The sequence below is a fragment of the Sphingobium sp. genome, assembly GCF_049304695.1.
Taxonomy (GTDB): Bacteria; Pseudomonadota; Alphaproteobacteria; order Sphingomonadales; family Sphingomonadaceae; genus Sphingobium.
The window spans coordinates 1-21237 of sequence record NZ_JBAQOK010000068.1 but is presented as its reverse complement, the minus strand read 5'-3'; the positions used below and the strand labels follow the sequence as shown (position 1 = coordinate 21237).

23 protein-coding genes are annotated in these 21237 nt (G+C 59.3%); 13 read left to right on the top strand and 10 right to left on the bottom strand.

What is annotated here, in order from left to right; genetic code table 11:
* Positions 1-147 precede the first annotated feature (147 nt).
* The 6 genes from WA070_RS11345 to WA070_RS11320 all read left to right on the top strand — a co-directional run bounded on the left by WA070_RS11345 (position 148) and on the right by WA070_RS11320 (position 6556).
* On the top strand, positions 148-1797 hold the full coding sequence (locus WA070_RS11345) for a TadE/TadG family type IV pilus assembly protein (RefSeq protein ID WP_422634053.1): 1650 nt from the start codon (positions 148-150) through the stop codon (positions 1795-1797).
* Positions 1797-2384, top strand: a complete 588-nt coding sequence (locus WA070_RS11340) for a TadE/TadG family type IV pilus assembly protein (protein ID WP_422634052.1) — start codon at positions 1797-1799, stop codon at positions 2382-2384. Before WA070_RS11345 ends, WA070_RS11340 begins: the two co-directional genes overlap by 1 nt.
* Positions 2385-2386: 2 nt before the next feature.
* The gene (locus WA070_RS11335; protein ID WP_422634051.1) at positions 2387-3031 is read left to right on the top strand and encodes a TadE/TadG family type IV pilus assembly protein; all 645 of its coding nucleotides are present in this window, start codon (positions 2387-2389) and stop codon (positions 3029-3031) included.
* A gap of 173 nt (positions 3032-3204) precedes the next feature.
* Positions 3205-5274 (top strand): pilus assembly protein TadG-related protein, encoded by a 2070-nt coding sequence (locus tag WA070_RS11330; protein WP_422634050.1) that lies wholly within the window; start codon positions 3205-3207, stop codon positions 5272-5274.
* Positions 5274-5882 (top strand): TadE/TadG family type IV pilus assembly protein, encoded by a 609-nt coding sequence (locus WA070_RS11325; protein WP_422634049.1) that lies wholly within the window; start codon positions 5274-5276, stop codon positions 5880-5882. The genes WA070_RS11330 and WA070_RS11325 overlap by 1 nt, the downstream gene beginning before the upstream one ends.
* A complete protein-coding gene (locus WA070_RS11320) occupies positions 5879-6556 on the top strand; it encodes a TadE/TadG family type IV pilus assembly protein (RefSeq protein ID WP_422634048.1) in 678 nt (225 codons plus the stop codon). The genes WA070_RS11325 and WA070_RS11320 overlap by 4 nt, the downstream gene beginning before the upstream one ends.
* 118 nt (positions 6557-6674) lie before the next feature.
* Here the strand turns inward: WA070_RS11320 and WA070_RS11315 are convergent, their stop codons facing one another.
* The 4 genes from WA070_RS11315 to eno all read right to left on the bottom strand — a co-directional run bounded on the left by WA070_RS11315 (position 6675) and on the right by eno (position 10920).
* On the bottom strand, positions 6675-8063 hold the full coding sequence (locus WA070_RS11315; protein ID WP_422634047.1) for a pyruvate dehydrogenase complex E1 component subunit beta: 1389 nt from the start codon (positions 8061-8063) through the stop codon (positions 6675-6677).
* The gene (gene pdhA / locus WA070_RS11310) at positions 8063-9136 is read right to left on the bottom strand and encodes a pyruvate dehydrogenase (acetyl-transferring) E1 component subunit alpha (RefSeq protein ID WP_422634046.1); all 1074 of its coding nucleotides are present in this window, start codon (positions 9134-9136) and stop codon (positions 8063-8065) included. Before pdhA ends, WA070_RS11315 begins: the two co-directional genes overlap by 1 nt.
* A gap of 116 nt (positions 9137-9252) precedes the next feature.
* Complete coding sequence (locus WA070_RS11305; protein WP_422634045.1) at positions 9253-9564, bottom strand: FtsB family cell division protein; 312 nt, start codon at positions 9562-9564, stop codon at positions 9253-9255.
* Between the two features lie 81 nt (positions 9565-9645).
* Positions 9646-10920, bottom strand: a complete 1275-nt coding sequence (gene eno / locus WA070_RS11300; RefSeq protein WP_422634044.1) for a phosphopyruvate hydratase — start codon at positions 10918-10920, stop codon at positions 9646-9648.
* 227 nt (positions 10921-11147) lie between these two features.
* On the opposite strand from eno, the gene WA070_RS11295 reads away from it, so the two are divergent.
* The 5 genes from WA070_RS11295 to WA070_RS11275 all read left to right on the top strand — a co-directional run bounded on the left by WA070_RS11295 (position 11148) and on the right by WA070_RS11275 (position 13439).
* Positions 11148-11753 (top strand): hypothetical protein, encoded by a 606-nt coding sequence (locus tag WA070_RS11295; RefSeq protein WP_422634043.1) that lies wholly within the window; start codon positions 11148-11150, stop codon positions 11751-11753.
* 57 nt (positions 11754-11810) lie between these two features.
* On the top strand, positions 11811-12197 hold the full coding sequence (locus tag WA070_RS11290; RefSeq protein ID WP_422634042.1) for a hypothetical protein: 387 nt from the start codon (positions 11811-11813) through the stop codon (positions 12195-12197).
* The gene (locus WA070_RS11285) at positions 12194-12517 is read left to right on the top strand and encodes a hypothetical protein (protein ID WP_422634041.1); all 324 of its coding nucleotides are present in this window, start codon (positions 12194-12196) and stop codon (positions 12515-12517) included. The genes WA070_RS11290 and WA070_RS11285 overlap by 4 nt, the downstream gene beginning before the upstream one ends.
* On the top strand, positions 12510-13118 hold the full coding sequence (locus WA070_RS11280; RefSeq protein ID WP_422634040.1) for a hypothetical protein: 609 nt from the start codon (positions 12510-12512) through the stop codon (positions 13116-13118). The genes WA070_RS11285 and WA070_RS11280 overlap by 8 nt, the downstream gene beginning before the upstream one ends.
* A 102-nt stretch (positions 13119-13220) precedes the next feature.
* Positions 13221-13439, top strand: coding sequence for a DUF4170 domain-containing protein (locus WA070_RS11275; protein WP_422634039.1), 219 nt, complete (start codon positions 13221-13223; stop codon positions 13437-13439).
* A gap of 138 nt (positions 13440-13577) precedes the next feature.
* Here WA070_RS11275 and WA070_RS11270 read toward each other — a convergent pair whose 3' ends face one another.
* The 6 genes from WA070_RS11270 to carA all read right to left on the bottom strand — a co-directional run bounded on the left by WA070_RS11270 (position 13578) and on the right by carA (position 20172).
* A complete protein-coding gene (locus WA070_RS11270; protein ID WP_422634119.1) occupies positions 13578-14216 on the bottom strand; it encodes a rhomboid family intramembrane serine protease in 639 nt (212 codons plus the stop codon).
* 23 nt (positions 14217-14239) lie between these two features.
* A complete protein-coding gene (gene greA, locus WA070_RS11265; RefSeq protein WP_422634038.1) occupies positions 14240-14716 on the bottom strand; it encodes a transcription elongation factor GreA in 477 nt (158 codons plus the stop codon).
* Positions 14717-14797: 81 nt separating this feature from the next.
* Positions 14798-18133: a carbamoyl-phosphate synthase large subunit gene (carB, locus tag WA070_RS11260; RefSeq protein ID WP_422634037.1), complete on the bottom strand. Its 3336-nt coding sequence runs from the start codon at positions 18131-18133 to the stop codon at positions 14798-14800.
* Positions 18133-18528 carry a hypothetical protein gene (locus WA070_RS11255; protein ID WP_422634036.1) on the bottom strand — a complete coding sequence of 132 codons (396 nt, stop codon included), beginning with the start codon at positions 18526-18528 and terminating at the stop codon, positions 18133-18135. The genes carB and WA070_RS11255 overlap by 1 nt, the downstream gene beginning before the upstream one ends.
* A gap of 13 nt (positions 18529-18541) precedes the next feature.
* Complete coding sequence (locus WA070_RS11250; protein WP_043149007.1) at positions 18542-18910, bottom strand: ribonuclease E inhibitor RraB; 369 nt, start codon at positions 18908-18910, stop codon at positions 18542-18544.
* A complete protein-coding gene (gene carA, locus WA070_RS11245; protein WP_422634035.1) occupies positions 18907-20172 on the bottom strand; it encodes a glutamine-hydrolyzing carbamoyl-phosphate synthase small subunit in 1266 nt (421 codons plus the stop codon). Before carA ends, WA070_RS11250 begins: the two co-directional genes overlap by 4 nt.
* Positions 20173-20331: 159 nt before the next feature.
* On the opposite strand from carA, the gene WA070_RS11240 reads away from it, so the two are divergent.
* Together WA070_RS11240 and WA070_RS11235 are read left to right on the top strand one after the other, a co-directional pair.
* Positions 20332-20784, top strand: a complete 453-nt coding sequence (locus tag WA070_RS11240; protein ID WP_422634034.1) for a GatB/YqeY domain-containing protein — start codon at positions 20332-20334, stop codon at positions 20782-20784.
* Between the two features lie 97 nt (positions 20785-20881).
* The coding region (locus WA070_RS11235) for a GIY-YIG nuclease family protein (protein ID WP_422634033.1) at positions 20882-21237 on the top strand (356 nt) is incomplete at its 3' end.

Below are 21237 nucleotides of genomic sequence, written 5' to 3'. Positions count from 1 at the left end.
TTCATACTTTGGTCGGTTAGTGCGTATTTAACCATGTTCATAACACCCATCCTAACCATCGCCCCCCACAAGAGGACAAAGGCTGCCCCTCCGCTAAAGTCGGGGTGAAGGACGAGCCAAGGGTCTCATAACGGGCGATATGGCAAAGTGAACGGACAGATTGGTACTTTTCTGACGCGCCTGGCAAAAAACCAGGCGGGCAACGTCCTTGGCATCGTCGCTGCAGCACTCGTGCCGTTGGCAGGGATGATCGGTGGCGGCCTCGACATCAGTCGTGGCTACCTTGCCAAGACGCGCCTGCAACAGGCCTGCGACGCGGGCGTTCTTGCCGGGCGCAAGGTCATGGGAACAAATGGCATCCTCACCACCTCCGTGACCAGCGAAGTCCGGAAATATGTGAAGTTCAACTATCCCAACAACTATCTCGGCTCGACCCTGCAAGACGTGGACATCGTCCCTGCGCTGGGGACGAACGATCAGATCGACCTGACCATCACGACGACGGTGCCGACCGTCATCATGGGCATGTTCGGCAAGAGAACGATCTCGGTCGCCGCGACGTGCAGCGCGCGTAACGATTACAGCAATATCGACATCATCCTCGTCCTCGACACCACTGGTTCGATGGCTTGCAAACCCAGCCGCGACGGCACCAGTTGCAGCAACTGGATCAACAATAATAACCGAAGCGGCAAGACGATGACGGTCGACGGAAAGACCGTCACCTATGTTCAGGAAGAAACGGACAAAAACAGCGTCAATATCTCCCGCATGCAGGCGTTGCGCACGGCGCTGACCAATCTGCAAACCCAGATGGCGACCATCGAAAGCCAGTTCAACATGACCGAGCAGGGCAAGCGCAAGCGCGTGCGCTGGGCGATCATCCCCTTCTCGCAGATGGTCAACGCTGGCCTGAGCAAAGGCACCGCCGGCACCACGCTCTATGACCGACAGCCCGGCTGGTTCAACACGACCGGCACCTACAAGGAAACAAGCTGCTATCAGGATTGGTACGGCAATGTGACCTGTTCCGTTGACAAGACCAACACGAACCTGGCGCATGACAGCCACTGGATGACCAATACATGGGACGGTTGCATCGAAGAGCAAGGCACCAGCAACACGATCACATCGACGGCCAGCACCATCCCGGTAACGGCCTACGACCTGAAATATGACACCGTGCCCAGTCTGACGGCCAACAAATGGACCGTCGCCGACCCGGCCAAGGTTGGCACCGCCCAATATGCCTGTCCCAAGGCGATGCGCGAACTGCAACAGATGACGGCGACTGATTTCAACGCATATTTCAATCTGAATAGCGGCTTTGCTGCAAATGGCGGCACCTATCTCGACATCGGGCTGTTGTGGGCGGCGCGGCTGTTGTCTCGTACCGGCAACTGGTCGGCGGACAACCCCTCCCTCTACAACACCTACCCGATCAGCCGCTACGTCATCTTCATGACCGACGGCATGATGGATACGGGCAACAGGGGCTATGGCGCCTATGGTCAGGAATTTACCTGGAAGCGGATCGCCGCCGATGGGACCATCGCGACATCCAACACCAACCACACTGCGCGCTGGCAACTGACCTGTGCCGCCATCAAGAATATGGCCAGCACCAAACTCTACACCGTGTCCTTTGGCGCAGGATCGGACCTCAGCCAGGATATGATCGACTGCTCGTCGGGTGGCGCCAATGAATTTGCGTTCAAGGCGGACGATGCATCCGACCTCAACAATGTGTTCCACGACATCGGCGAAAATATCGGCTCGCTCAGGCTGTCACAGTGATGAAGAGGCACGCCCTTCCCATCGCGTCGGATCAGCGCGGTGTCACCATCCCCGAATTTGCGCTGATCCTGCTCCCGCTGTGCCTGATCCTGTTTGGCGGGCTGGAGATGGGTTATCAGATTTACGTCCGCTCCGTGCTGTTGGGCGCGATGGAACGCGCCACGCGCCTGACGACGTTGCAGACCGTCGACAGCACGGCCGTGGAAACCGACATCGAAAATACCGTCAAGCGTATCGTCCCCACCGCCACGGTGAAGACGACCAAGGGCAGCTTTTTTCAATATAGCCAGATCAACGCGCTGGAACGGCTGACCAAGGATAGCAACAACAACAATATCCTCGACAGCGGCGATTGCTGGGAAGATGTCGATGATGACGGCACCCGTAATGTCGTGACGGCAGGCCGGACGGGCATCGGCGGCGCGGACGACATCGTGCGCTACAACACCGTCGTCACCTATAACCGCATCCTGCCGCTCTATCGCTTCATCGGGGTCGGCAATACGGCCACGCTGACGGCGACCACCATGACCCGTCGCCAGCCCTATGAGCTGCAATCGACCCTGACCCCCAAGTGCAAGGCATGAGCATGGCATCCCCGACACGATCGCACAGGGGGCTGCGCGCGCTCGGTCGCCACATGGCGGGCGTGGCGGCGGTCGAATTCGCGCTTTCCCTGCCAATCCTCGTGGGTCTCACCATGTATGGGGCGGAAGCGGCGAACATGGCCTATACCTCGCAGAAGCTGGGTGACATCGCGACGCTCAGCGCGGACAGTATTTCCCGCATCCGCCTGAGCATATCCAATGGTGACGTGACCGACGCGCTGGGCGGGATGAAGATACTGAGCGATAGCATCGACCTGCGCAACAGGGGGCGGGTCATCGTGTCCAGCATAGCCCCGGTGCTCGACGCCTCCGGCAACGTCGTGAACCAGAAACTCCGCTGGCAGCGTTGCACAGGCACTCTGGTCAAATCATCGCCTTTCGCTACGACTGAAAATGCGAATATCGGAGCAGCAGGCATGGGACCGGGCGACCGTCCGATCGCCGCGTCCAAGGATAGCGAGATGATCTTCGTCGAAGTCTATTATACCTATCGACCGCTCATCTCTGCGGCCTTTTTCGGCACGCCGGTCATGTCCGCCTATTCGGCGATGGCCGTGCGGGAACGGAGTTCCAACGACATATTGTCCAACGGCACGAACTCACCCTGCACGACCTACGCCGCCTGATCCCGGCATAGTCCCGTGCCTCGACTCTATGCGCTGGCGTTACTTAACCCCAGCGACGCTGCAACATCATTATCCGATCCTTAACTGTTCCTCCATTATGCAACCGGGTCATAACGGCTATGAAATGGCCATAGGGACGACAGCAGCTTGTGCTGATGGGGGCATAGACGGATATGCAGAACGATACGCCACGCAAGGTCGGGTTCATGGCCAGACTTGCCCGGAACACTGCGGGCAACACGCTTGCCATCACGGCGGCGGCAGTCGTTCCTCTGCTCGCGCTGGTCGGCGGCGGCATCGATCTCAGCCGTCTTTACCTATCCAAGTCGCGCCTGCAACAGGCATGCGACGCGGGCGCACTGGCTGGGCGCAAGGCGATGTCGGGCATCACCTGGACCACGGCGAACGAAAATGTAGCCAACAACTTCTTCCACATGAATTTCCCGGACCACAAGTTCGGGACCGGCACAATGTCGATCAATTATACCGCGTCCACCACAGGCGCAGTCACCGGCACAGCCAGCGTTGTCGTGCCGATGACGTTGATGGGCATCTTCAACTATGGTGCCAAGACGATTTCCGCGAGCTGCACTGCGGACCTTCAGTTGCCCAACACGGACATCATGTTCGTGCTGGATACGACCCTGTCCATGAATGACACTAATCCAAACGATAGTTCCACCAAAATTGTCGCACTCAGGAGCGCCGTTACCAATTTCTATAATGAGCTTGAGAATGTGAAGCCAGAGGGCGCGCATATCCGCTATGGCTTCGTGCCCTATTCGGGAACGGTAAACGTCGGCACGCTTGTAAAGCCGACCTGGCTTCAGGACAAACCCAGCTACGACTCTCGAGTGGCCGATGGCACGTCAACCCAAACCGTTATCACGAAATCAGGCGGCGGGACGGAGCCTGCGACGGTAACAAGTTACTCTGCGTGGCAAACTGCCAGCGGTTCATCCGCTGCCGGAACGCCGTATAACGGAGCAGCAGAAAATTGCGTCGCACCCGCCAACACTCTGTCGGATAAAACGGTCCAGTCGAGCTGGGATCCGAGCTCAAGCGCATCGACGCGTTCTCGCGTCCACACGCGGACACGGAATGGTACAACCTACTCTGCCAACCTTTCAAGCGGCGTGTGCACCATCACGTCGACCGTTTACAACAACCTGATCGAGAAGCGAACAGAAACGGTCAGCCAAAACCCCAAGGCAGGACAACCGATTCCTGAAACGGAAACCACAACAACCAATACATATTACCACTGGATCTACAAACCGATTGCCTATGATGTTTCTGTCCTGAAAGCGACAGATGGCAACGGCAATGTCAAAGGCAGCTTCTTTTATGCGCCCGTGGAGAACAGCAACAATAACCCGACCACCCATCCAAGAAATCGAAAGATTTCGTGGACCGTTTCTAACGCATGCATCGAGGAACGCGCGAGCGGCGACATGGACGTCGATCTCGTTCCAGACCCCGCACGGCCCGAAACGCAGTGGAAACCTTATCTGCCAGGCCTCGTTTATGGCCGTGACCAGACGACAACGGGATATCAGAAGCCGGCTCTCACGGGGCAGAGATACCCTACGGCCTGGCTCAATAGATGGGCGTTCAGCGGATCACCGCTTGAAACCAGCACAAGGGTTTTCAACCTCAACGCTACCACCAATTTTTTTACGCCGTCATCTGACTTCACACAGCCGGGAGCCTGCCCCACCACCGCCCGTAAAATGTCGGAAATAGACTCTACGACGCTTAGCACATATCTTGGCAGCCTCACGCCAGCGGGCTTTACCTATCACGACATTGGTATGTTGTGGGGTCTGCGCCTGATGTCGCGCGAGGGTCTATTCGCGGCGGAACATACCACAGCCGAGTCATCGGGCAGGTACGCCCGTAATCTTATATTCATGACCGACGGCCAGACGGATACGCGTATCGGAGCCTATGACGCCTGGGGCCTGTCCGCCATGACACGGCGACGCACGCCTACCAATCGCATACCCACCGATGAAGAGCAGAACACACTCACCGAGACACGGCTGACCCAGCTTTGCAATGTAGCCAAGAATGACAAGAACATAACTGTGTGGGTGATTGCATTCGGTACGGAACTTACCACGTTGCTGTCGAGCTGCGCATCTCCCGGACGTGCCTATCAGGCTGATAATTCAGATCAGTTGACGGAAACATTCTCCCAGATCGCGTCGCAAATCGCGCAGTTGCGGGTGACCAAATAATGATCCGCGCCGTTCCTATCGGGAAAGGGACCGGACTGTGGCGTAACAGCCGTGGCGCGACGATCGTGGAGTTTGCTGCGGTCGCGCCCGTCCTCGTCCTCATGCTGATGTTCCTGTTCGATACCGGGTTCTACATCCTGGCCAACTCGATCCTCGGGGGCGAAGTCAATGCGGCGGGCCGCAACGCCACACTCGAAACGGCGAACGATGACAGCCGCAAGGCCATGGACGATCAGGTAACGGCTGCTGTCGAACGGCTCATTCCAAAAGCCGCCATGTCGTATTCCCGCCTCGCCTACAAATCCTACGGACGCGCGCAGGCTAAGGCGGAAAGCTATAACGACCTGAATGCCGACGGCGTGTGTAACAATAACGAACCTTTTGACGACGCCAACCGCAACAATGTGCGCGATCTGGACTCAGGGACTACCGGCGGCGGCTCCGCGCGGGACGTGGTGATCTACACCGCGACGCTGAAATATGATCGCCTGTTCCCCATCGCGGCCATGCTGGGGTGGAATAATCAGGTGACAATGTCCTCCAGCACGATCCTGCGCAACCAGCCGTTCGACAAGCAGCCCGAGCCGCTGATCGGCCATTGCGCATGAAAGGCCGCCTCATGATGCCCCTTCCCTCCATCGCCGACCACTGGCGTGTTCACGCCTGCCGACTGGTCAAGGACACGAGCGGGTTGGCGCTTGTCGAATTTGCCATGGTCCTGCCATTCCTGCTGATACTATCCACGTCGGGTCTGGAACTGGCCAACTATGTCATCGCCAACAAACGGATGGGCGAAATCGCCGCGATGGTCGCCGACAACGCGTCCCGCATGGGCGACCAGAATGCGATCAACAACAAACCGATCGATGAGTCGGAGATCAACGACGTCTTCATCGGCGCGGATTTACAGGGCGGCTATCTGAAAATCGCCGACAATGGCCGCATCATCCTGTCCAGCCTGCAACGCAATGCCGATGGTGGCCAGACGATCACGTGGCAGCGCTGCTATGGTGCGCTGAATGTCGATTCCGCTTTTGGCAAGGAAGGCAAGGGCGCGACCGGCACGTCGTTCACCGGCATGGGGCCAAGCGGCAACGAAGTGACCGCGGCTACGGGAACGGCCGTGATGGTCGTGGAAGTCTATTACAAGTATAAGCGCCTGATGCCGTCCATCCAGCTTCCGCTGAACGACATCAAGGATGTGACCGCCTTCAACGTGCGCGACAGCCGCGATCTGGGCCAGCCGCAAAATACGAGCAACGTCGCCCTATCTACATGTTGATCGGCGCGACATAGGCTGAAGGGCGGGCCTGACCTGCCCATCATTCGGTCCGCATATTCCGTGAAAAAGAAAAAGGGGCCAACCGCACATATGCGGTCGGCCCCTTTTTCTTAAATATTCACGCCTTGTAGCAAACCTTCTTAACCGCCTCGACCACGCGCGCGGCGTCGATCAGGGCGGCCTTTTCCAGGTTCGCGGCGTAGGGCAACGGCACGTCTTCGTTGGTGACGCGCAGGACGGGGGCGTCGAGATCGTCGAAGCCCTTTTCCATGACGACCGCCGCGATTTCCGAAGCGATCGAGCAGGTCGGCCAGCCTTCTTCCACCACGACCAGACGGTTGGTCTTCTTCAGGCTTTCCAGCACCGTCGCCGTGTCGAGCGGGCGCAGCGTGCGCAGGTCGATCACTTCCGCTTCGATGCCTTCGCTCGCCAGCGTCTCCGCCGCATCGAGCGCAAGGCCAACGCCGATCGAATAGCTGACCAGCGTTACGTCCTTGCCCGGACGCATGATCCGCGCCTTGCCGATCGGCAGGACATAATCGTCAACCTTCGGCACGTCGAAGCTGCGGCCATAGACCAGTTCGTTTTCCAGGAACACGACCGGATCGTTGGACCGGATGGCGGCCTTCAACAGCCCCTTCGCGTCCGCCGCGTCATAAGGCGCGATGACGATCAGGCCCGGAACGGCAGCATACCAGGGACCATAATTCTGGCTGTGCTGCGCGCCCACGCGGCTCGCTGCGCCGTTGGGACCACGAAACACAATCGGACAACGCATCTGGCCGCCCGACATATAGTTGGTCTTGGCCGCCGAGTTGATGATGTGATCGATCGCCTGCATGGCGAAGTTGAAGGTCATGAACTCGATCACGGGACGCAGGCCACCCATGGCCGCGCCAGCACCGATGCCGGCAAAGCCATATTCGGTGATCGGCGTATCGATGACGCGCTTGTCGCCAAATTCCGCCAGCAGCCCTTGCGTGACTTTGTACGCGCCCTGATATTCGGCGACTTCCTCGCCCATCACGAACACGCGCTCATCAGCCCGCATCTCTTCGGCCATCGCGTCGCGCAGCGCTTCGCGCACCGTCGTCTTCACATATTCCGTGCCTTCGGGCAGGTCGGGGTCCGCGATCGTGGCTTTGGCTTCAGAAGCCAGCTTCGACGTGCCGCTCTCCACCTTCTTGGGCGCATCGGGCGCAGCCTCCGCCTTGGCTGGCGGTGCGCTTTCCTTGGCCTTGGGTGCAGGCGCGGCCTCTTCGCCGCCCTCGCCCGCCATCGTGGCGATCACGGTGCCGACCTTCACGCCTTCGCTACCCTCGGCGATCATGATCTTGCCGATCTTGCCTTCATCGACCGCTTCGAATTCCATCGTCGCCTTGTCGGTCTCGATCTCGGCCAATATGTCGCCGGATTTAACCTCGTCGCCTTCCTTCACCAGCCATTTGGCCAGCGTGCCCTCTTCCATCGTCGGCGAGAGCGCCGGCATCTTGATTTCGATACCCATCAATATTGCTCCACCAGCACGTCTGTATAGAGTTCAGCCAATTCAGGCTCTGGCGAGGATTCCGCGAAATCCGCCGCTTCGCTGACGGTCTTGCGAATGTCCTGATCGATTTTCTTCAGCTCATCTTCCCCCACGCCCATGGCGGCGAGGTAGGTCTTGGCGCCTTCGATCGGATCGGATTTCTCGCGCATCGCCTGCACTTCTTCGCGCGAACGATATTTCGCCGGATCGGACATGGAATGACCGCGATAGCGATATGTCTTCATTTCCAGCAGGATCGGACCATTGCCGCCCTGCACCCATTTGAGCGCCTCTTCGGTCGCGCCGCGCACGGCCAGTACGTCCATGCCGTTGACCTGAAGGCCCGGAATGCGGAAACTTTCGCCACGACGATACAACTGGTCTTCGGCCGACGACCGGTTGACGCTGGTCCCCATGGCATATTGGTTGTTCTCGATCACAAAGATGATCGGCAACTTCCACAGTTCAGCCATGTTGAACGATTCGTAGACCTGACCCTGATTGGCCGCGCCATCGCCGAAGTAAGCGACGCATACGCCGCCATCGCCATTATATTTGTGCGCAAAGCCAAGGCCCGCGCCCAATGACACCTGCGCGCCGACGATGCCGTGACCACCGAAGAATTTATGTTCGACGCTGAACATATGCATTGAACCGCCCTTGCCGCGCGAGATCCCCGCTCCACGGCCCGTCAGTTCGGCCATGATGACATTGGGATCGATGCCATAGGCCAGCATATGCCCATGGTCGCGATAGCCGGTGATAACGCTGTCTTTGCCGGGCACCAGAGCCGACTGGATGCCGACCGCGACAGCTTCCTGGCCGATATACAGATGGCAGAAACCACCGATCAGGCCCAGACCGTAAAGCTGTCCCGCCTTTTCCTCGAAACGACGGATCAGGACCATCTGGCGGTAAAATTCCAGCAATTCTTCCTTGCTGGCCTTGAAATCCGTCGGTGTTTCCGGGCGAGGCCGGTTATGGTCCGCGCTGGCCGGGCTATTCGCCGCTGCTTTGGCGCGCGGAGCACGCGGCGTCGTTGTTTTCGCCAAGGCTGTTATCCTTTTGCGTGGGTAGGATGGGTGGAAGGAAGCCCGATATAGAGCCAGAACCGGTGACAATGCAACGGCAGACCCCCACGGAATCAAGCATGGATCACGCTATTCGCTCAATTGAGCGGCACGATCACCTCGTCATGATGGATGACGCCCAACTGGCTGCGGATCAGTTCGTCGGACAGATCGGGATCCACGCGGCGCGGATTGAGAAGATCCACGCGATTGCGCAGTTCGGCGCGCGCCACCTGCGTGCGCGCAAGCTCGCCCTTCGCCTCCCGCAACTGCCGCGTATAATCGCCCCAGGCCAAAACGCCGTTCGAACCGAGCACAACATAGCCTGCGAAAAATAGCAAAAGCAGCAAGGCGATCGCCGGCCCGAGGGCCGAGAAGAGAAGCATCCGAAGTTTCGCGAGTTGCGCCATAGGCTTAGGTGAATCACAGCTGATGGTTGGCCGCAAGCTAAAAATAGTTAACATGCGGCCAACGGCTTAACGCGATGACATTTAACGGAAGATCGAGCGCCCTGCGTAAACGGCCACATCGCCCAATTCTTCCTCGATGCGGATCAACTGGTTATACTTGGCCAACCGATCGGAACGCGCCAACGAACCGGTCTTGATCTGCCCGCAATTGGTCGCCACGGCCAGATCGGCGATGGTCGCATCCTCGGTTTCGCCCGAACGATGCGACATAACCGCCGTGTAGCGCGCACGATGCGCCATGTTCACCGCCGCCAGCGTCTCCGTCAGCGTCCCGATCTGGTTGACCTTGACCAGCAGCGAGTTGGCCAGCCCCTTGCCGATCCCCATCGACAGGCGCGCCGGATTGGTCACGAACAAATCGTCGCCGACCAATTGCACCGACTGGCCGATCTTGTCGGTCAGCGCCTTCCAGCCTTCGAAATCATCTTCGCTCATGCCATCTTCGATCGACTTGATCGGATAGTCGGCGCACAGCGCAGCGAGATAATCGGCCATCTCGACCGGGCTGAGCGACAGGCCTTCGCCCGAAATCTCATATTTCCCGTTCTTGAAAAACTCGGTCGCCGCGCAATCGAGCGCCAGCACCACGTCGTCGCCGGGTGTATAGCCCGCCTTCTCGACCGACTGCATGATGAAATCGAGCGCATCGCGCGTGGAAGCGAGGTTGGGCGCAAAGCCGCCTTCATCGCCCACCGCCGTCGCCAGCCCCTTGTCGTGCAGGCCTTTTTTGAGCGTATGGAAAATTTCCGACCCGATCCGCACGGCATCGGCAATGCTTTCCGCACCGACCGGCATGATCATGAATTCCTGAAAATCGATCGGATTGTCGGCATGTTCGCCGCCATTGATGATGTTCATCATCGGCACCGGCAGCACATGGGCCGACACTCCACCGACATAGCGATAGAGCGGCAGGCTGCGCGCATCGGCGGCGGCCTTGGCCACGGCCAGGCTGACGCCCAGAATGGCGTTCGCACCCAGGTTCGATTTGTTGTCCGTCCCGTCGAGCGCGATCATCGCGGCATCGACTTCGGCCTGATCCTCGGCTTCCAGGCCGATGATTTCCTCGGCGATCTCGTTATTGACGGAGGCTATGGCGGATAACACGCCCTTGCCCATATATTTGCTCTTGTCGCCGTCGCGCTTCTCGACCGCTTCATAGGCGCCGGTGGACGCTCCCGAAGGCACGGCGGCACGGCCAAAGCTGCCATCTTCCAGCATCACGTCGACTTCGACCGTTGGGTTACCCCGGCTGTCGAGAATCTGACGGGCGTGAATGTCGAGAATCGCGGTCATGATCGCTCCCTGAACTGTGCCGTAAATGGCGGACTTGGCGTCAATTTTGACGCTCCGCTTAGCCAGCACCCCCTGCCTTGGCAATGCGGGGACTTGCTACGGAATAAAAAATGCCGATTGTCGAAAATGTAACGCATACGGAACTGCGTGCGCCGTCTGGGGATTATCGATAGGAACCGTGTTGCACTGCGACGCGAACATTCGCATATTGAGGGAGATTTAGGACCATGGCCGACACACCGGGAAGCCCGCCCGTCAAGCGCGTCAAAACCAGCGGCGCGCTTGCGACGACTGCTGTCGATACCGTCGAAAAGAAGAAAAAGTCTGTCAAGGCGACGACTGAAAAGGTCGTGGCCAAGGGCAAGCAACTGGTCGAGAAGGTCGAAGAGGCAGCCGCTTCGCACGGAATCGCGGTAGAGCCGATCAAGGCGAAGGCTGAAAAGGCCGTCAAAGCAGCGACAGACTCGCTGCATGCGGTTGATTGGAAATCGCATATCGACCCGATCAAGGATCAGGCTGGCAAGACCGCCAAGTCTGCCGCCGGTGTTGCCAAGGACAAGACCGGCACCGCCATGCAAAGCTTGGCGAAGCTGATTTCAGATACGGCAGGCACCGTCGATGCAAAACTCGGCCCGCAATATGGCGACTATGCGCGCCAGGCCGCTGAATCCGTGGCGGGTGCTGCCGACACGCTCGACAGCAAGGATGTCGATCAGCTTCTGGCGGAAGCGAAAGATTTCGTTCGCAAAAGCCCCGCCGTCGCGATCGGCGCCGCCGCCGTCGTCGGCTTCGTCCTGATGCGCCTTGCCAAAGGCTCGGACGACCAGGCCTGAACTGCACAAGCCTGACGCCGGACCTGTTGCGGGTCCGGCAAACAGGCGGAGGATATATTGACAGAGCCAGCGGACACGGCGCTTTCGCCGCACACCGACCGGGCGGAAGACCCTGTTGCCGAGGAGTCGGTGAAAGATGTTTTCGCACGCCTTATTGCCGATGGGCGGGCCTACGCCGCTGCGGAGGCAGATAAGCAAAAGCTGCGTGCCGCAGTTGTGGCCATCGCCATTCGCAACGTCGCCATCTTTGCGATCATTGCGCTGATGGTGGTCTTCGCCGGGATCATCGTCCTTCTGGTCGGGATGGTAATCGCCCTGACGCCCCATATAGGCGCGCTTTGGGCGACCTTGGCCGTGTTCGGTGGCAGTCTGCTCGCGGCGATCATTCTGCTATTGCTGGCAAAAGCATCGATTGGCCGGATGAAAAAGGCGATTGCGCCATGACGGAAAACATATCCTATCACGCCGCATGCCTGCGCGCCGAAGAGGCCCGCAATCGTCTCCTCGCCACGTCACAGGAGGCAAGGGCCAGAATCGCGCCCGCCCGCCTGAAAAAAGATGCGGTCGGCAAGGTGAAGGGTGCCTTCAGGGACAGCATCAACTCAGCCAGCGCGAAGGTGCAGGAACGGCCTGTTGCAGCCGGCGCAGCAGCCACTGCCTTCCTTCTATTTCTCGCCCGCCGCCCGCTGACGGCACTTTTGAAGCGTCTATACGTTCGATTGACTGACCCCAACCGTGACAATTCGGAGAGTAAAAATGGCTGACATTCGCGCGCAATTGAACCGCGTCCGTGACGCCGCGAACGACGCGACCGCCAACGCGACCGATCGGATCAAGGATGGCACGGAACGCGCCCGCGAAGGCGCTGGAGATCTGATCCAGTCCAGTCGGGAAAAGGCCAGCGAAGCCTATGGTGATGCACGCGATCGGACCCAACGGGCCGCTTCGCGCGCCAATGAAATCATTCAGGACCATCCCGTCACCGCTGTTGCCGGCGCAGTGATCGTCGGCGCAGCCATTGCCTGGATGTTCCCAAAGAGCCGGTCAGCGATGAAGGCCTTGCCGGGCTTTGCCGCAACCGCTGGCTCTCGCGTGATGGAGGCAGCCCTTGCCGCCCGCGCCGCTGCTTCTGAAAACGCAGGGACCGTGAAGCACAGCGCCAGTCAGGCACTCCACACTGCTGCCGATGTCGCATCCCATGCACGGGACAACATCGCCTCCGCCGCCTCAAGCGCACGGGACAACGTCGTCTCGTCTGACATCCCTGCCAAAGCATCCAAACTGGTGGACGAAGTTACCGCGCTCGTGGCCCAGCGCATTGATGCGCTGAGCGATGCTGTAAAGGCGCGATTGCCGAAAGGCTAATCGTACGGGCGTCGAACGCACGCATCTGCGAACACTTCCCCTTGGACGGGCGCGTCGGCACTGCTAGGGTCGCGGCTTGTCCAAGGGAGTATATGTAGCGCCATGAGCAAAATGCATCTGGTGATGGGTGGTCGCGTCACCGATCCGCAAACGCTGGAATTTCAGGATTTGAGCAAGGTCGATCTTGTCGGCGTCTACCCCGATTACGCATCGGCTGAAAAGGCCTGGCGCGGCGCGGCGCAGCGCACGGTCGATGATGCAGAAATGCGCTACGTCATCGTGCATCTGCACCGCTTACTGGAACCAGATCTTCAGGCTTGAAGGCGGTTCACAGCGTTGTGTGAAGGATATTCACCACATCCGTTCGTTTTGAACGCAGTCGAGGAATGTCAGCACAAGGCTGTCCTTTTTCATGATGACTGCGTTTCAGGCGAACGGATCGACGCCCGATAATTCGCCTTAATTGACGGATTGGGGCCGTTTACGAAACCGCCAGCGCAACAGCGGGCGCGTTAGCACCAGTCCCGTCAAAAAGCCGCCGATATGTGCGGCAATGGCAATCTGCCCCAGATCGCTCACGCCCCCGGCCGTGGCCACACCGATCATCAACTGGATTACAATCCAGCCAGCCGCCAGCCACAACAACCGCACGACATTAGCCGACAGCGGGCCGATGCTCCGCACTTTCTGCTGACTATATAGCAGGGCATAGGTCGCCATAACGGCCGAAATGGCACCACTCGCGCCTATCATCGGATTGGTCGAAGCCGGATCGATCGCCCATTGCGCGAGCGTCGAGCCATAAGCGCCACCGATATAGAGAAATACCAGGCCGCCCTTGCCCAGCACATGCTCGATCTGACGCCCGCAGAACATCAGCATCAGCAGGTTGAAAGCGATGTGCAGCCAGCCACCGTGGATCAGCGTGCAACTGATCGGCGTCAGCCACACCGGCACCGCCTGCATGCCACCCAGCAAAGCAGGCGCACCGATCCGCGCGGGAATGAAGCCGCCGATAATGGCGGCATCATCGATTTTATGCAGCAGATACAGGCATAGAAACACGGCGAACGTCGTCGCCGCGATGATATTCGTCATCTTGCCTGCGGGCAGTTTCACGGTCAGATGAAATCGATTTTATCGACCGTGTAGAATTTATCGCCCGATGGCACCGACACCTCGACATCGTCACCGACCTGCCTACCGATCAGCGCACGGCCCAGCGGGCTGTTGTACGAAATCATGCCCTGCTTGGCATCCGCCTCGGCTTGCCCGACGATCTGATATTTGACCGGCTTGTCGTCTTCATCGATCAAATTGACCGTCGCGCCGAACACGATCTTGTCGCCCGACAGGGTCGTGGGATCAATGATCTGCGCACGCGACAGCTTGTCCTCGATATCGGAAATCGTGGCTTCGACCTGCCCCTGCCGTTCCTTCGCCGCATGATATTCGGCGTTTTCGGACAGGTCGCCATGCGCACGCGCTTCTTCGATCGCATCCACGATCAAAGGCCGCTCGGCCTTCAGTTCGCGCAGATGCGTCATCAGCTTGTCATAGCCCATCTGGAGCATCGGCATCTTCTCGACGGTCGCCATGTGTTGCAAATCCTTCGTCAAAACTTCCCTATGGCGACCCGAACGTCGGATCGCCCGCAGCGTGGTTCCTGGTGCAGGGGATCAGGCTTGCGACAGGGGATAATAGGACTGGAGCGACCGCACTTCAAGGGCATGCCCCCTTAAAGCCTCGATCGCATCGGCCGCAGCGACGCTGGCGGCGGCTGTAGTGAAGCTCGCGACCTTCGCCCGCAGCGCGCTCGTGCGGATCGCCTTGCTGTCCTTGAGCGACTGCCAGCCTTCGGTGGTGTTGAAGATCAGCGCCACGTCGCCATCGGTAATCCGATCGACGATGTGCGGCCGCCCCTGCGCAACCTTGTTCACCGTTTCCACCGGAATGCCATTTTCGCTCAGGTAACGGGCGGTGCCGGTCGTCGCGATGATGTTGAACCCCATATCGGCCAGCTTGCGCGCGGCGGGCAGGATGACTGTCTTGTCGCTGTCCTTCAACGATATGAACACCGTGCCGCTGGTCGGCAGGATCGTCCCCGCACCAATTTGCGCCTTGGCAAAGGCCGTCGCAAAATTGCTATCTATTCCCATGACTTCGCCGGTGCTTTTCATTTCCGGCGACAGGACGGGATCGACACCGGGGAAGCGTCCGAATGGAAAGACCGCTTCCTTGACCGCGACATGATCGATGGCATTGCGATCGATCCTGGGCAGGTCGCGGATCATCTCCCCAGCCATGACGCGCGCGGCGATCTTGGCAATGGGCGTGCCGATCGCCTTGGCGACGAAGGGCACGGTCCGGCTTGCGCGCGGATTGACTTCGATCAGATAGACGGTGCCATCTTTGACCGCGAACTGGATGTTCATCAGGCCATGGACCGACAGGGCGTGAGCCAGCACTTTGGTCTGCCGCTCGATCTCCGCGATAATGTCGTCAGACAGGCTGTATGGCGGCAACGAACAGGCGCTATCGCCCGAATGGACGCCCGCTTCCTCGATATGCTGCAGCACACCGGCCACGACAACATCCTCGCCATCGCACAACGCATCGACATCCACCTCGATCGCGTCGCGCAGATACTGGTCGATCAGCACTGGCGAATCGCCCGACACCTGAACGGCGGTGGTGATATATTCTTCCAGTTGCGCCTGACCGTCCACGATTTCCATCGCGCGCCCGCCCAGCACATAGGAAGGCCGCATCAGCACCGGATAGCCGATACGGTTGGCCACCGCGATCGCCTCTTCACGGCTGCGCGCAATGCCGTTGGCAGGTTGCAGCAGCTTGAGCTTGTCGATCAGCGCCGCGAACCGCTCACGATCCTCGGCCAGGTCGATCGCGTCAGGCGACGTGCCAAGAATGGGGATGCCCGCATCCTCCAGCGCCTGCGCCAGCTTGAGCGGCGTCTGCCCGCCAAACTGCACGATCACACCTTTAAGCGTCCCGTTGGACTTTTCGACGTCCAGTATCTCCAGCACATCCTCCGCCGTCAGCGGCTCGAAATACAGCCGGTCGGACGTATCATAGTCGGTCGATACCGTCTCGGGATTGCAGTTGATCATGATCGTCTCATACCCCGCCTCGCTCAGCGCGAAGCAGGCATGGACGCAGCAATAGTCGAACTCGATCCCCTGCCCGATCCGGTTCGGGCCACCGCCCAGAATGACGATCTTCTCGCGATCCGTCGGTGCGGATTCATTCTCCGCCTCGCCAAACAGCGGCGCTTCATAGGTCGAATACATGTAAGGCGTTTTCGCCTCGAACTCCGCCGCGCAGGTGTCGATCCGCTTGAACACCGGACGCACGCCCAGCTTGTGACGCAACTTGCGCACTTCGTCCTCGGTCACGCCGCCGGTCATCGCCTTGACCGCTTCGTGGATCAGGCCCGACCCGCGCGCGATGCCGCGTTCCATGCCGCGCAGATTGGCGGACTTGAGCGCCAGCCAGGCCAGCCGCTTGTCGGAAAAGCCCATGGACTTGAGCTTGCGCATCTCGTCCGTATCCTGCGGCAGACCATGCTCCAGAACATGCGCTTCGGCTTCGACGATCTCCTTGATCCGCTCCAGAAACCATGGATCGAATTTGGCGATGGCATGAATTTCCGCAACGCTCAGCCCTTCGCGCAACGCTTGCGCCGCGACCAGCAGCCGGTCGGGCGTGGGCTGCGACAGGGCCGCAATGATGTCATCCTTGGGCGCGCCCTCCAGATGCCCGATATTATTGAAGCCCGACAAACCGGTTTCCAGCCCGCGCAGCGCCTTCTGCATGGATTCATGGATGTTACGGCCGATCGCCATGACTTCACCGACCGACTTCATCGCCGTGCCGAGCAGCGGCTCGGCCCCCTTGAACTTTTCAAAGGCAAAGCGCGGGATCTTGGTCACGACATAATCAATGGTCGGCTCGAACGACGCCGGGGTTGCCCCGGTAATGTCGTTGGTGATCTCGTCCAGCGTATAACCCACCGCCAGCTTCGCCGCGACCTTGGCGATCGGAAAGCCGGTCGCCTTCGACGCCAGCGCCGACGAGCGCGACACGCGCGGATTCATCTCGATGACGATCAGGCGGCCATCCTTGGGATTGACTGCGAACTGTACGTTGGAACCGCCTGTTTCCACACCGATTTCACGCAGCACCGCAATGGATGCGTTGCGCATGATCTGATATTCCTTGTCGGTCAGCGTCAGTGCCGGCGCGACGGTGATGCTGTCGCCGGTATGGACGCCCATCGGATCGACATTTTCGATCGAACAGATGATGATGCAGTTATCGTTGCGGTCCCGCACGACCTCCATCTCATATTCTTTCCAGCCGAGCAGCGATTCCTCGATCAGCACTTCGGTGGTCGGCGACGCATCCAGCCCGCCGCGCACGATGTTCATGAACTCGTCGCGATTATAGGCGATGCCGCCCCCAGTCCCGCCCATGGTAAAGCTGGGCCGGATGATCGAGGGCAGGCCGGTAAATTCCAGCGCGGCCAGCGCCTCGTCCATCGTATGCGCCACCCGCGAGCGCGCGGATTCCAGCCCGATCTTGTCCATCGCATCGCGGAACTTGATCCGGTCCTCCGCCTTGTCGATCGCTTCGGCGTCTGCCCCGATCATCTGCACGCCATATTTCGCCAGCGTGCCGTCGTTGAACAGCGCCAGCGCGGTATTCAGCGCGGTCTGCCCCCCCATCGTCGGCAACACCGCGTCCGGCCGCTCCTTCTCGATGATCTTCGCCACGATTTCGGGCGTGATCGGCTCGACATAGGTCGCGTCGGCAAATTCCGGATCGGTCATGATCGTGGCCGGGTTGGAATTGACGAGGACGATGCGATAGCCCTCTTCCTTGAGCGCCTTCACCGCCTGCGTGCCCGAATAATCGAACTCGCACGCCTGACCGATGATGATCGGGCCAGCGCCGATGATGAGGATGGAGGAGATGTCGGTGCGTTTGGGCATTATGACCCCGATACAAATAAGGCGATGATAGAAACCACGAGAGCCGCTAGCGCGATCCAATCACTTCGAGGTGTCGAAGAAATCCTCTCGCGCAATGACTTTCCGATACGTTCCTGTAGATACTCTTCAGATTTTCTTCTTCCGAGCGGGCTAACACGAAATATGACAACATCGCCTTCGCCATGATCCTCCTGCCATTTTCGAGTTTCGTAGATTTTTATACATCCTGTTCGTTCCAACAAGCCGACGATCTTGGCGATCGGTGCAGCGTTGTGCTCTTGGTAATCATTGCCAAACACTGCGATGCTTGACTGGTTCATGAAAGTATCAGGACTGAGCAAATACGCTTTTACAAGAAAGTCTAGCGCGTCAGGCGACATTTTGACCTTGCTCATATCTGAGTACCTATCAATGCACCGCCCCAGTCCGAGCTTCACAGCCCCAGCCGTCATACTCAACGCCGCACAATATCTCGATCTGGAGGCATGTCTTGGTCAGCGCGCGGATCGACGCTTCGTCCACCGCCTGCTCGCATTCCAGGAACAGGTAGAGTTCGCCATCATCCCCCTCTTCGCGGTCCAGTTCGACCATGCCGAACTGGCTGGCGATCGTCAGGACGCGGTCGAAATCCTTTTCGCTGCCCTTGAAGCTGACGTCCACGGCGCGCGGGATCATCGCCTTGTCGCCATTGGCGGCCAGGTTGGCGAGCACGTCCTTGTCCGCCTCCCACTCGGCGGCGAGACGCGCTTCATCAACGGGTGGCAGCTTGATGCTCATGCCCGCGCTCCGCTTTTCAGGCCGCTGACGAACCGCGTGAACAGATAGAAACTGTCCTGCGGACCCGGCGATGCTTCGGGATGATATTGCACGGAAAAGGCATTTTTATCCGTCAGTTCGATGCCGCAGTTACTACCGTCGAACAACGACACATGCGTCGTGCGCGCATTGGCGGGCAGCGTCGCAGCGTCCACCGCAAAGCCATGGTTCATCGACGTGATCTCGACCAGCCCATCGTCCAGCCGCTTGACCGGATGGTTTGCGCCCCGATGCCCCTGATGCATCTTGATCGTCTTGGCCCCCACCGCCAGCCCCAGCAACTGATGGCCAAGGCAGATACCAAAGATCGGCACATTCTCGGTTAGCAAAGCGGCGATCACCGGCACGGCATAAGCCCCCGTCGCCGCCGGATCGCCCGGCCCGTTGGACAGGAACACGCCATCGGGCTGCAATTCCATGATCTGCTCAAACGTCGCGCTCGCGGGCAGCACGGTCACGCGCGCCCCGGCCTGCACCAGATTGCGAAAGATATTATTCTTCGCGCCATAATCGATCGCCACGACATGCGGGCGCTGCGCCGGGGTCGGCAGATCCTGCTCCGCAAACAACAGCGGCTCGCCATCCTTGCCAGCCGCCGGATAACCCGATGCGACCGTCTCCAGCCGATCGGTCGCGTTAAGCGCATAGCCCTTGCCCAGCGTCCAGCCGCCATCCTTCCACAGGCGCGTTTCCTTGCCCGTGACGGTGATGGCCAGATCCATCCCCTCCAGCCCCGGCCAGGCCGCTGCCTTGGCGCTGAGCGCCGCAATGTCGAACGCACCGTCGGGATCATGGGCGATGACGACGTTGGGCGCGCCTTTCACCCGAATGAGCCGCGTCAGCGCCCGTGTATCCACGCCAGCAAGGCCAATGCGGCCATTTTCCGCCATCCACTGATCCAAGGGTTCGACGTTGCGGAAATTGCTCGGCTCGGTCACATCCTGCCGCACGATGCAGCCCAGCGCGTGCGGGTGCAGAGCTTCTACATCGTCCAGATTGGTGCCGACGTTGCCGATGTGGGGAAAGGTAAAATTGATGATCTGACCGGCATAGCTCGGGTCCGTCATGATCTCCTGATAACCAGTGATCGACGTGTTGAAGCACAGTTCGCCTACCGCTTCGCCGACTGCCCCAAATCCGCGCCCAAACACCGCGCTGCCATCGGCGAAAACCACGGCCCCTGTCGCTCCTTTGGGCACAATGAGGGTCTTGGCGTCAGCCATGGTCTGGGCGTCCTTTTATGCTTTTGCTAGAAACCCGTCTGTTGCGGGTTAAACGGCCGGTCAACTATGCCCCCAGCGCGTTTCGGTCAACGGCTGTTAAAAATCTCTTTTCGCATTATATCTGTCGCTTTCCGCAAAGACACGAGGATTCGCAGCGCCATGATTCGCGAGCAGCTTAAAAGCGCCCAGGTTACGGCCATGAAAGCAGGCGAAAAAGACCGGCTCGCCGCCATCCGCCTGATCCTGGCCAAGCTCAAAGACCGCGACATCGAACTGCGCACCGCCTCCACCATGCCGGACGACGACGCCATCGTGGTCGAAGTGCTCCAGAAAATGGTGAAGCAACGCCGCGAGTCGATCGAGATGTTCAGGAATGGCGGCCGCGACGAACTGGCCGCGAAGGAACAGGGCGAACTCGACGTCATCGAAAGCTTCCTTCCTACCCAAATGAGCGAGGACGAAACCACAGCCGCGATCGAAAGCATAAAGGCCGAAGTGGGCGCAGCGAGCCTGAAAGACATGGGCAAGGTCATGGCCATCCTGAAAGAACGCCACGGCACCGTCATAGACATGAGCAAGGCGAGCGGACTGGTGAAGGCGGCGTTGGGGTAACGGCAACGGGTATTCCTACCTCCGTTCGTTTCGAGCGAAGTCGAGAAACCTGACGCGCCACGCTCGACACTGGAGCAGGTTCAGGCATATTCGATAAATGGCCTTCTGGACTTACATACTCAAATGCGCGGATGGTTGTTATTACACCGGCCATACCGACAATCTCGACCATAGGATCGGCCAGCATCATACCGGTTCAGGCAGCGAATTTACCAAGCGCCGCTTGCCGGTGACACTGGTATGGAACGAAGCGTTTGGCTCGCGGATCGAGGCGTTGGAAGCTGAGCGCATAGTGGGCGGCTGGTCGCGCGCCAAAAAAGAAGCTCTGATCGCAGGCGACTGGTCGCTGTTGTCATATCTCGCCCGACCGCCGAAAGAACGAACGAGTAGCAAGACCCCGTTCGTTTCGAGCGAAGTCGAGAAACGGCGAACCCGCTCTTCTAGTTTCTCGAC

What these genes read in the sequence shown, in the direction of transcription:
- WA070_RS11340 (WP_422634052.1), top strand. Translation starts at nt 1,797, where the DNA reads ATGAAGAGGCACGCCCTTCCCATCGCGTCGGATCAGCGCGGTGTCACC.
- WA070_RS11335 (WP_422634051.1), top strand. Translation starts at nt 2,387, where the DNA reads ATGGCATCCCCGACACGATCGCACAGGGGGCTGCGCGCGCTCGGTCGC.
- WA070_RS11330 (WP_422634050.1), top strand. Translation starts at nt 3,205, where the DNA reads ATGCAGAACGATACGCCACGCAAGGTCGGGTTCATGGCCAGACTTGCC.
- WA070_RS11325 (WP_422634049.1), top strand. Translation starts at nt 5,274, where the DNA reads ATGATCCGCGCCGTTCCTATCGGGAAAGGGACCGGACTGTGGCGTAAC.
- WA070_RS11320 (WP_422634048.1), top strand. Translation starts at nt 5,879, where the DNA reads ATGAAAGGCCGCCTCATGATGCCCCTTCCCTCCATCGCCGACCACTGG.
- WA070_RS11315 (WP_422634047.1), bottom strand. Translation starts at nt 8,063, where the DNA reads ATGGGTATCGAAATCAAGATGCCGGCGCTCTCGCCGACGATGGAAGAG.
- WA070_RS11305 (WP_422634045.1), bottom strand. Translation starts at nt 9,564, where the DNA reads ATGGCGCAACTCGCGAAACTTCGGATGCTTCTCTTCTCGGCCCTCGGG.
- eno (WP_422634044.1), bottom strand. Translation starts at nt 10,920, where the DNA reads ATGACCGCGATTCTCGACATTCACGCCCGTCAGATTCTCGACAGCCGG.
- WA070_RS11295 (WP_422634043.1), top strand. Translation starts at nt 11,148, where the DNA reads ATGGCCGACACACCGGGAAGCCCGCCCGTCAAGCGCGTCAAAACCAGC.
- WA070_RS11285 (WP_422634041.1), top strand. Translation starts at nt 12,194, where the DNA reads ATGACGGAAAACATATCCTATCACGCCGCATGCCTGCGCGCCGAAGAG.
- WA070_RS11280 (WP_422634040.1), top strand. Translation starts at nt 12,510, where the DNA reads ATGGCTGACATTCGCGCGCAATTGAACCGCGTCCGTGACGCCGCGAAC.
- WA070_RS11275 (WP_422634039.1), top strand. Translation starts at nt 13,221, where the DNA reads ATGAGCAAAATGCATCTGGTGATGGGTGGTCGCGTCACCGATCCGCAA.
- WA070_RS11270 (WP_422634119.1), bottom strand. Translation starts at nt 14,216, where the DNA reads ATGACGAATATCATCGCGGCGACGACGTTCGCCGTGTTTCTATGCCTG.
- greA (WP_422634038.1), bottom strand. Translation starts at nt 14,716, where the DNA reads ATGGCGACCGTCGAGAAGATGCCGATGCTCCAGATGGGCTATGACAAG.
- carB (WP_422634037.1), bottom strand. Translation starts at nt 18,133, where the DNA reads ATGCCCAAACGCACCGACATCTCCTCCATCCTCATCATCGGCGCTGGC.
- WA070_RS11255 (WP_422634036.1), bottom strand. Translation starts at nt 18,528, where the DNA reads ATGAGCAAGGTCAAAATGTCGCCTGACGCGCTAGACTTTCTTGTAAAA.
- WA070_RS11250 (WP_043149007.1), bottom strand. Translation starts at nt 18,910, where the DNA reads ATGAGCATCAAGCTGCCACCCGTTGATGAAGCGCGTCTCGCCGCCGAG.
- carA (WP_422634035.1), bottom strand. Translation starts at nt 20,172, where the DNA reads ATGGCTGACGCCAAGACCCTCATTGTGCCCAAAGGAGCGACAGGGGCC.
- WA070_RS11240 (WP_422634034.1), top strand. Translation starts at nt 20,332, where the DNA reads ATGATTCGCGAGCAGCTTAAAAGCGCCCAGGTTACGGCCATGAAAGCA.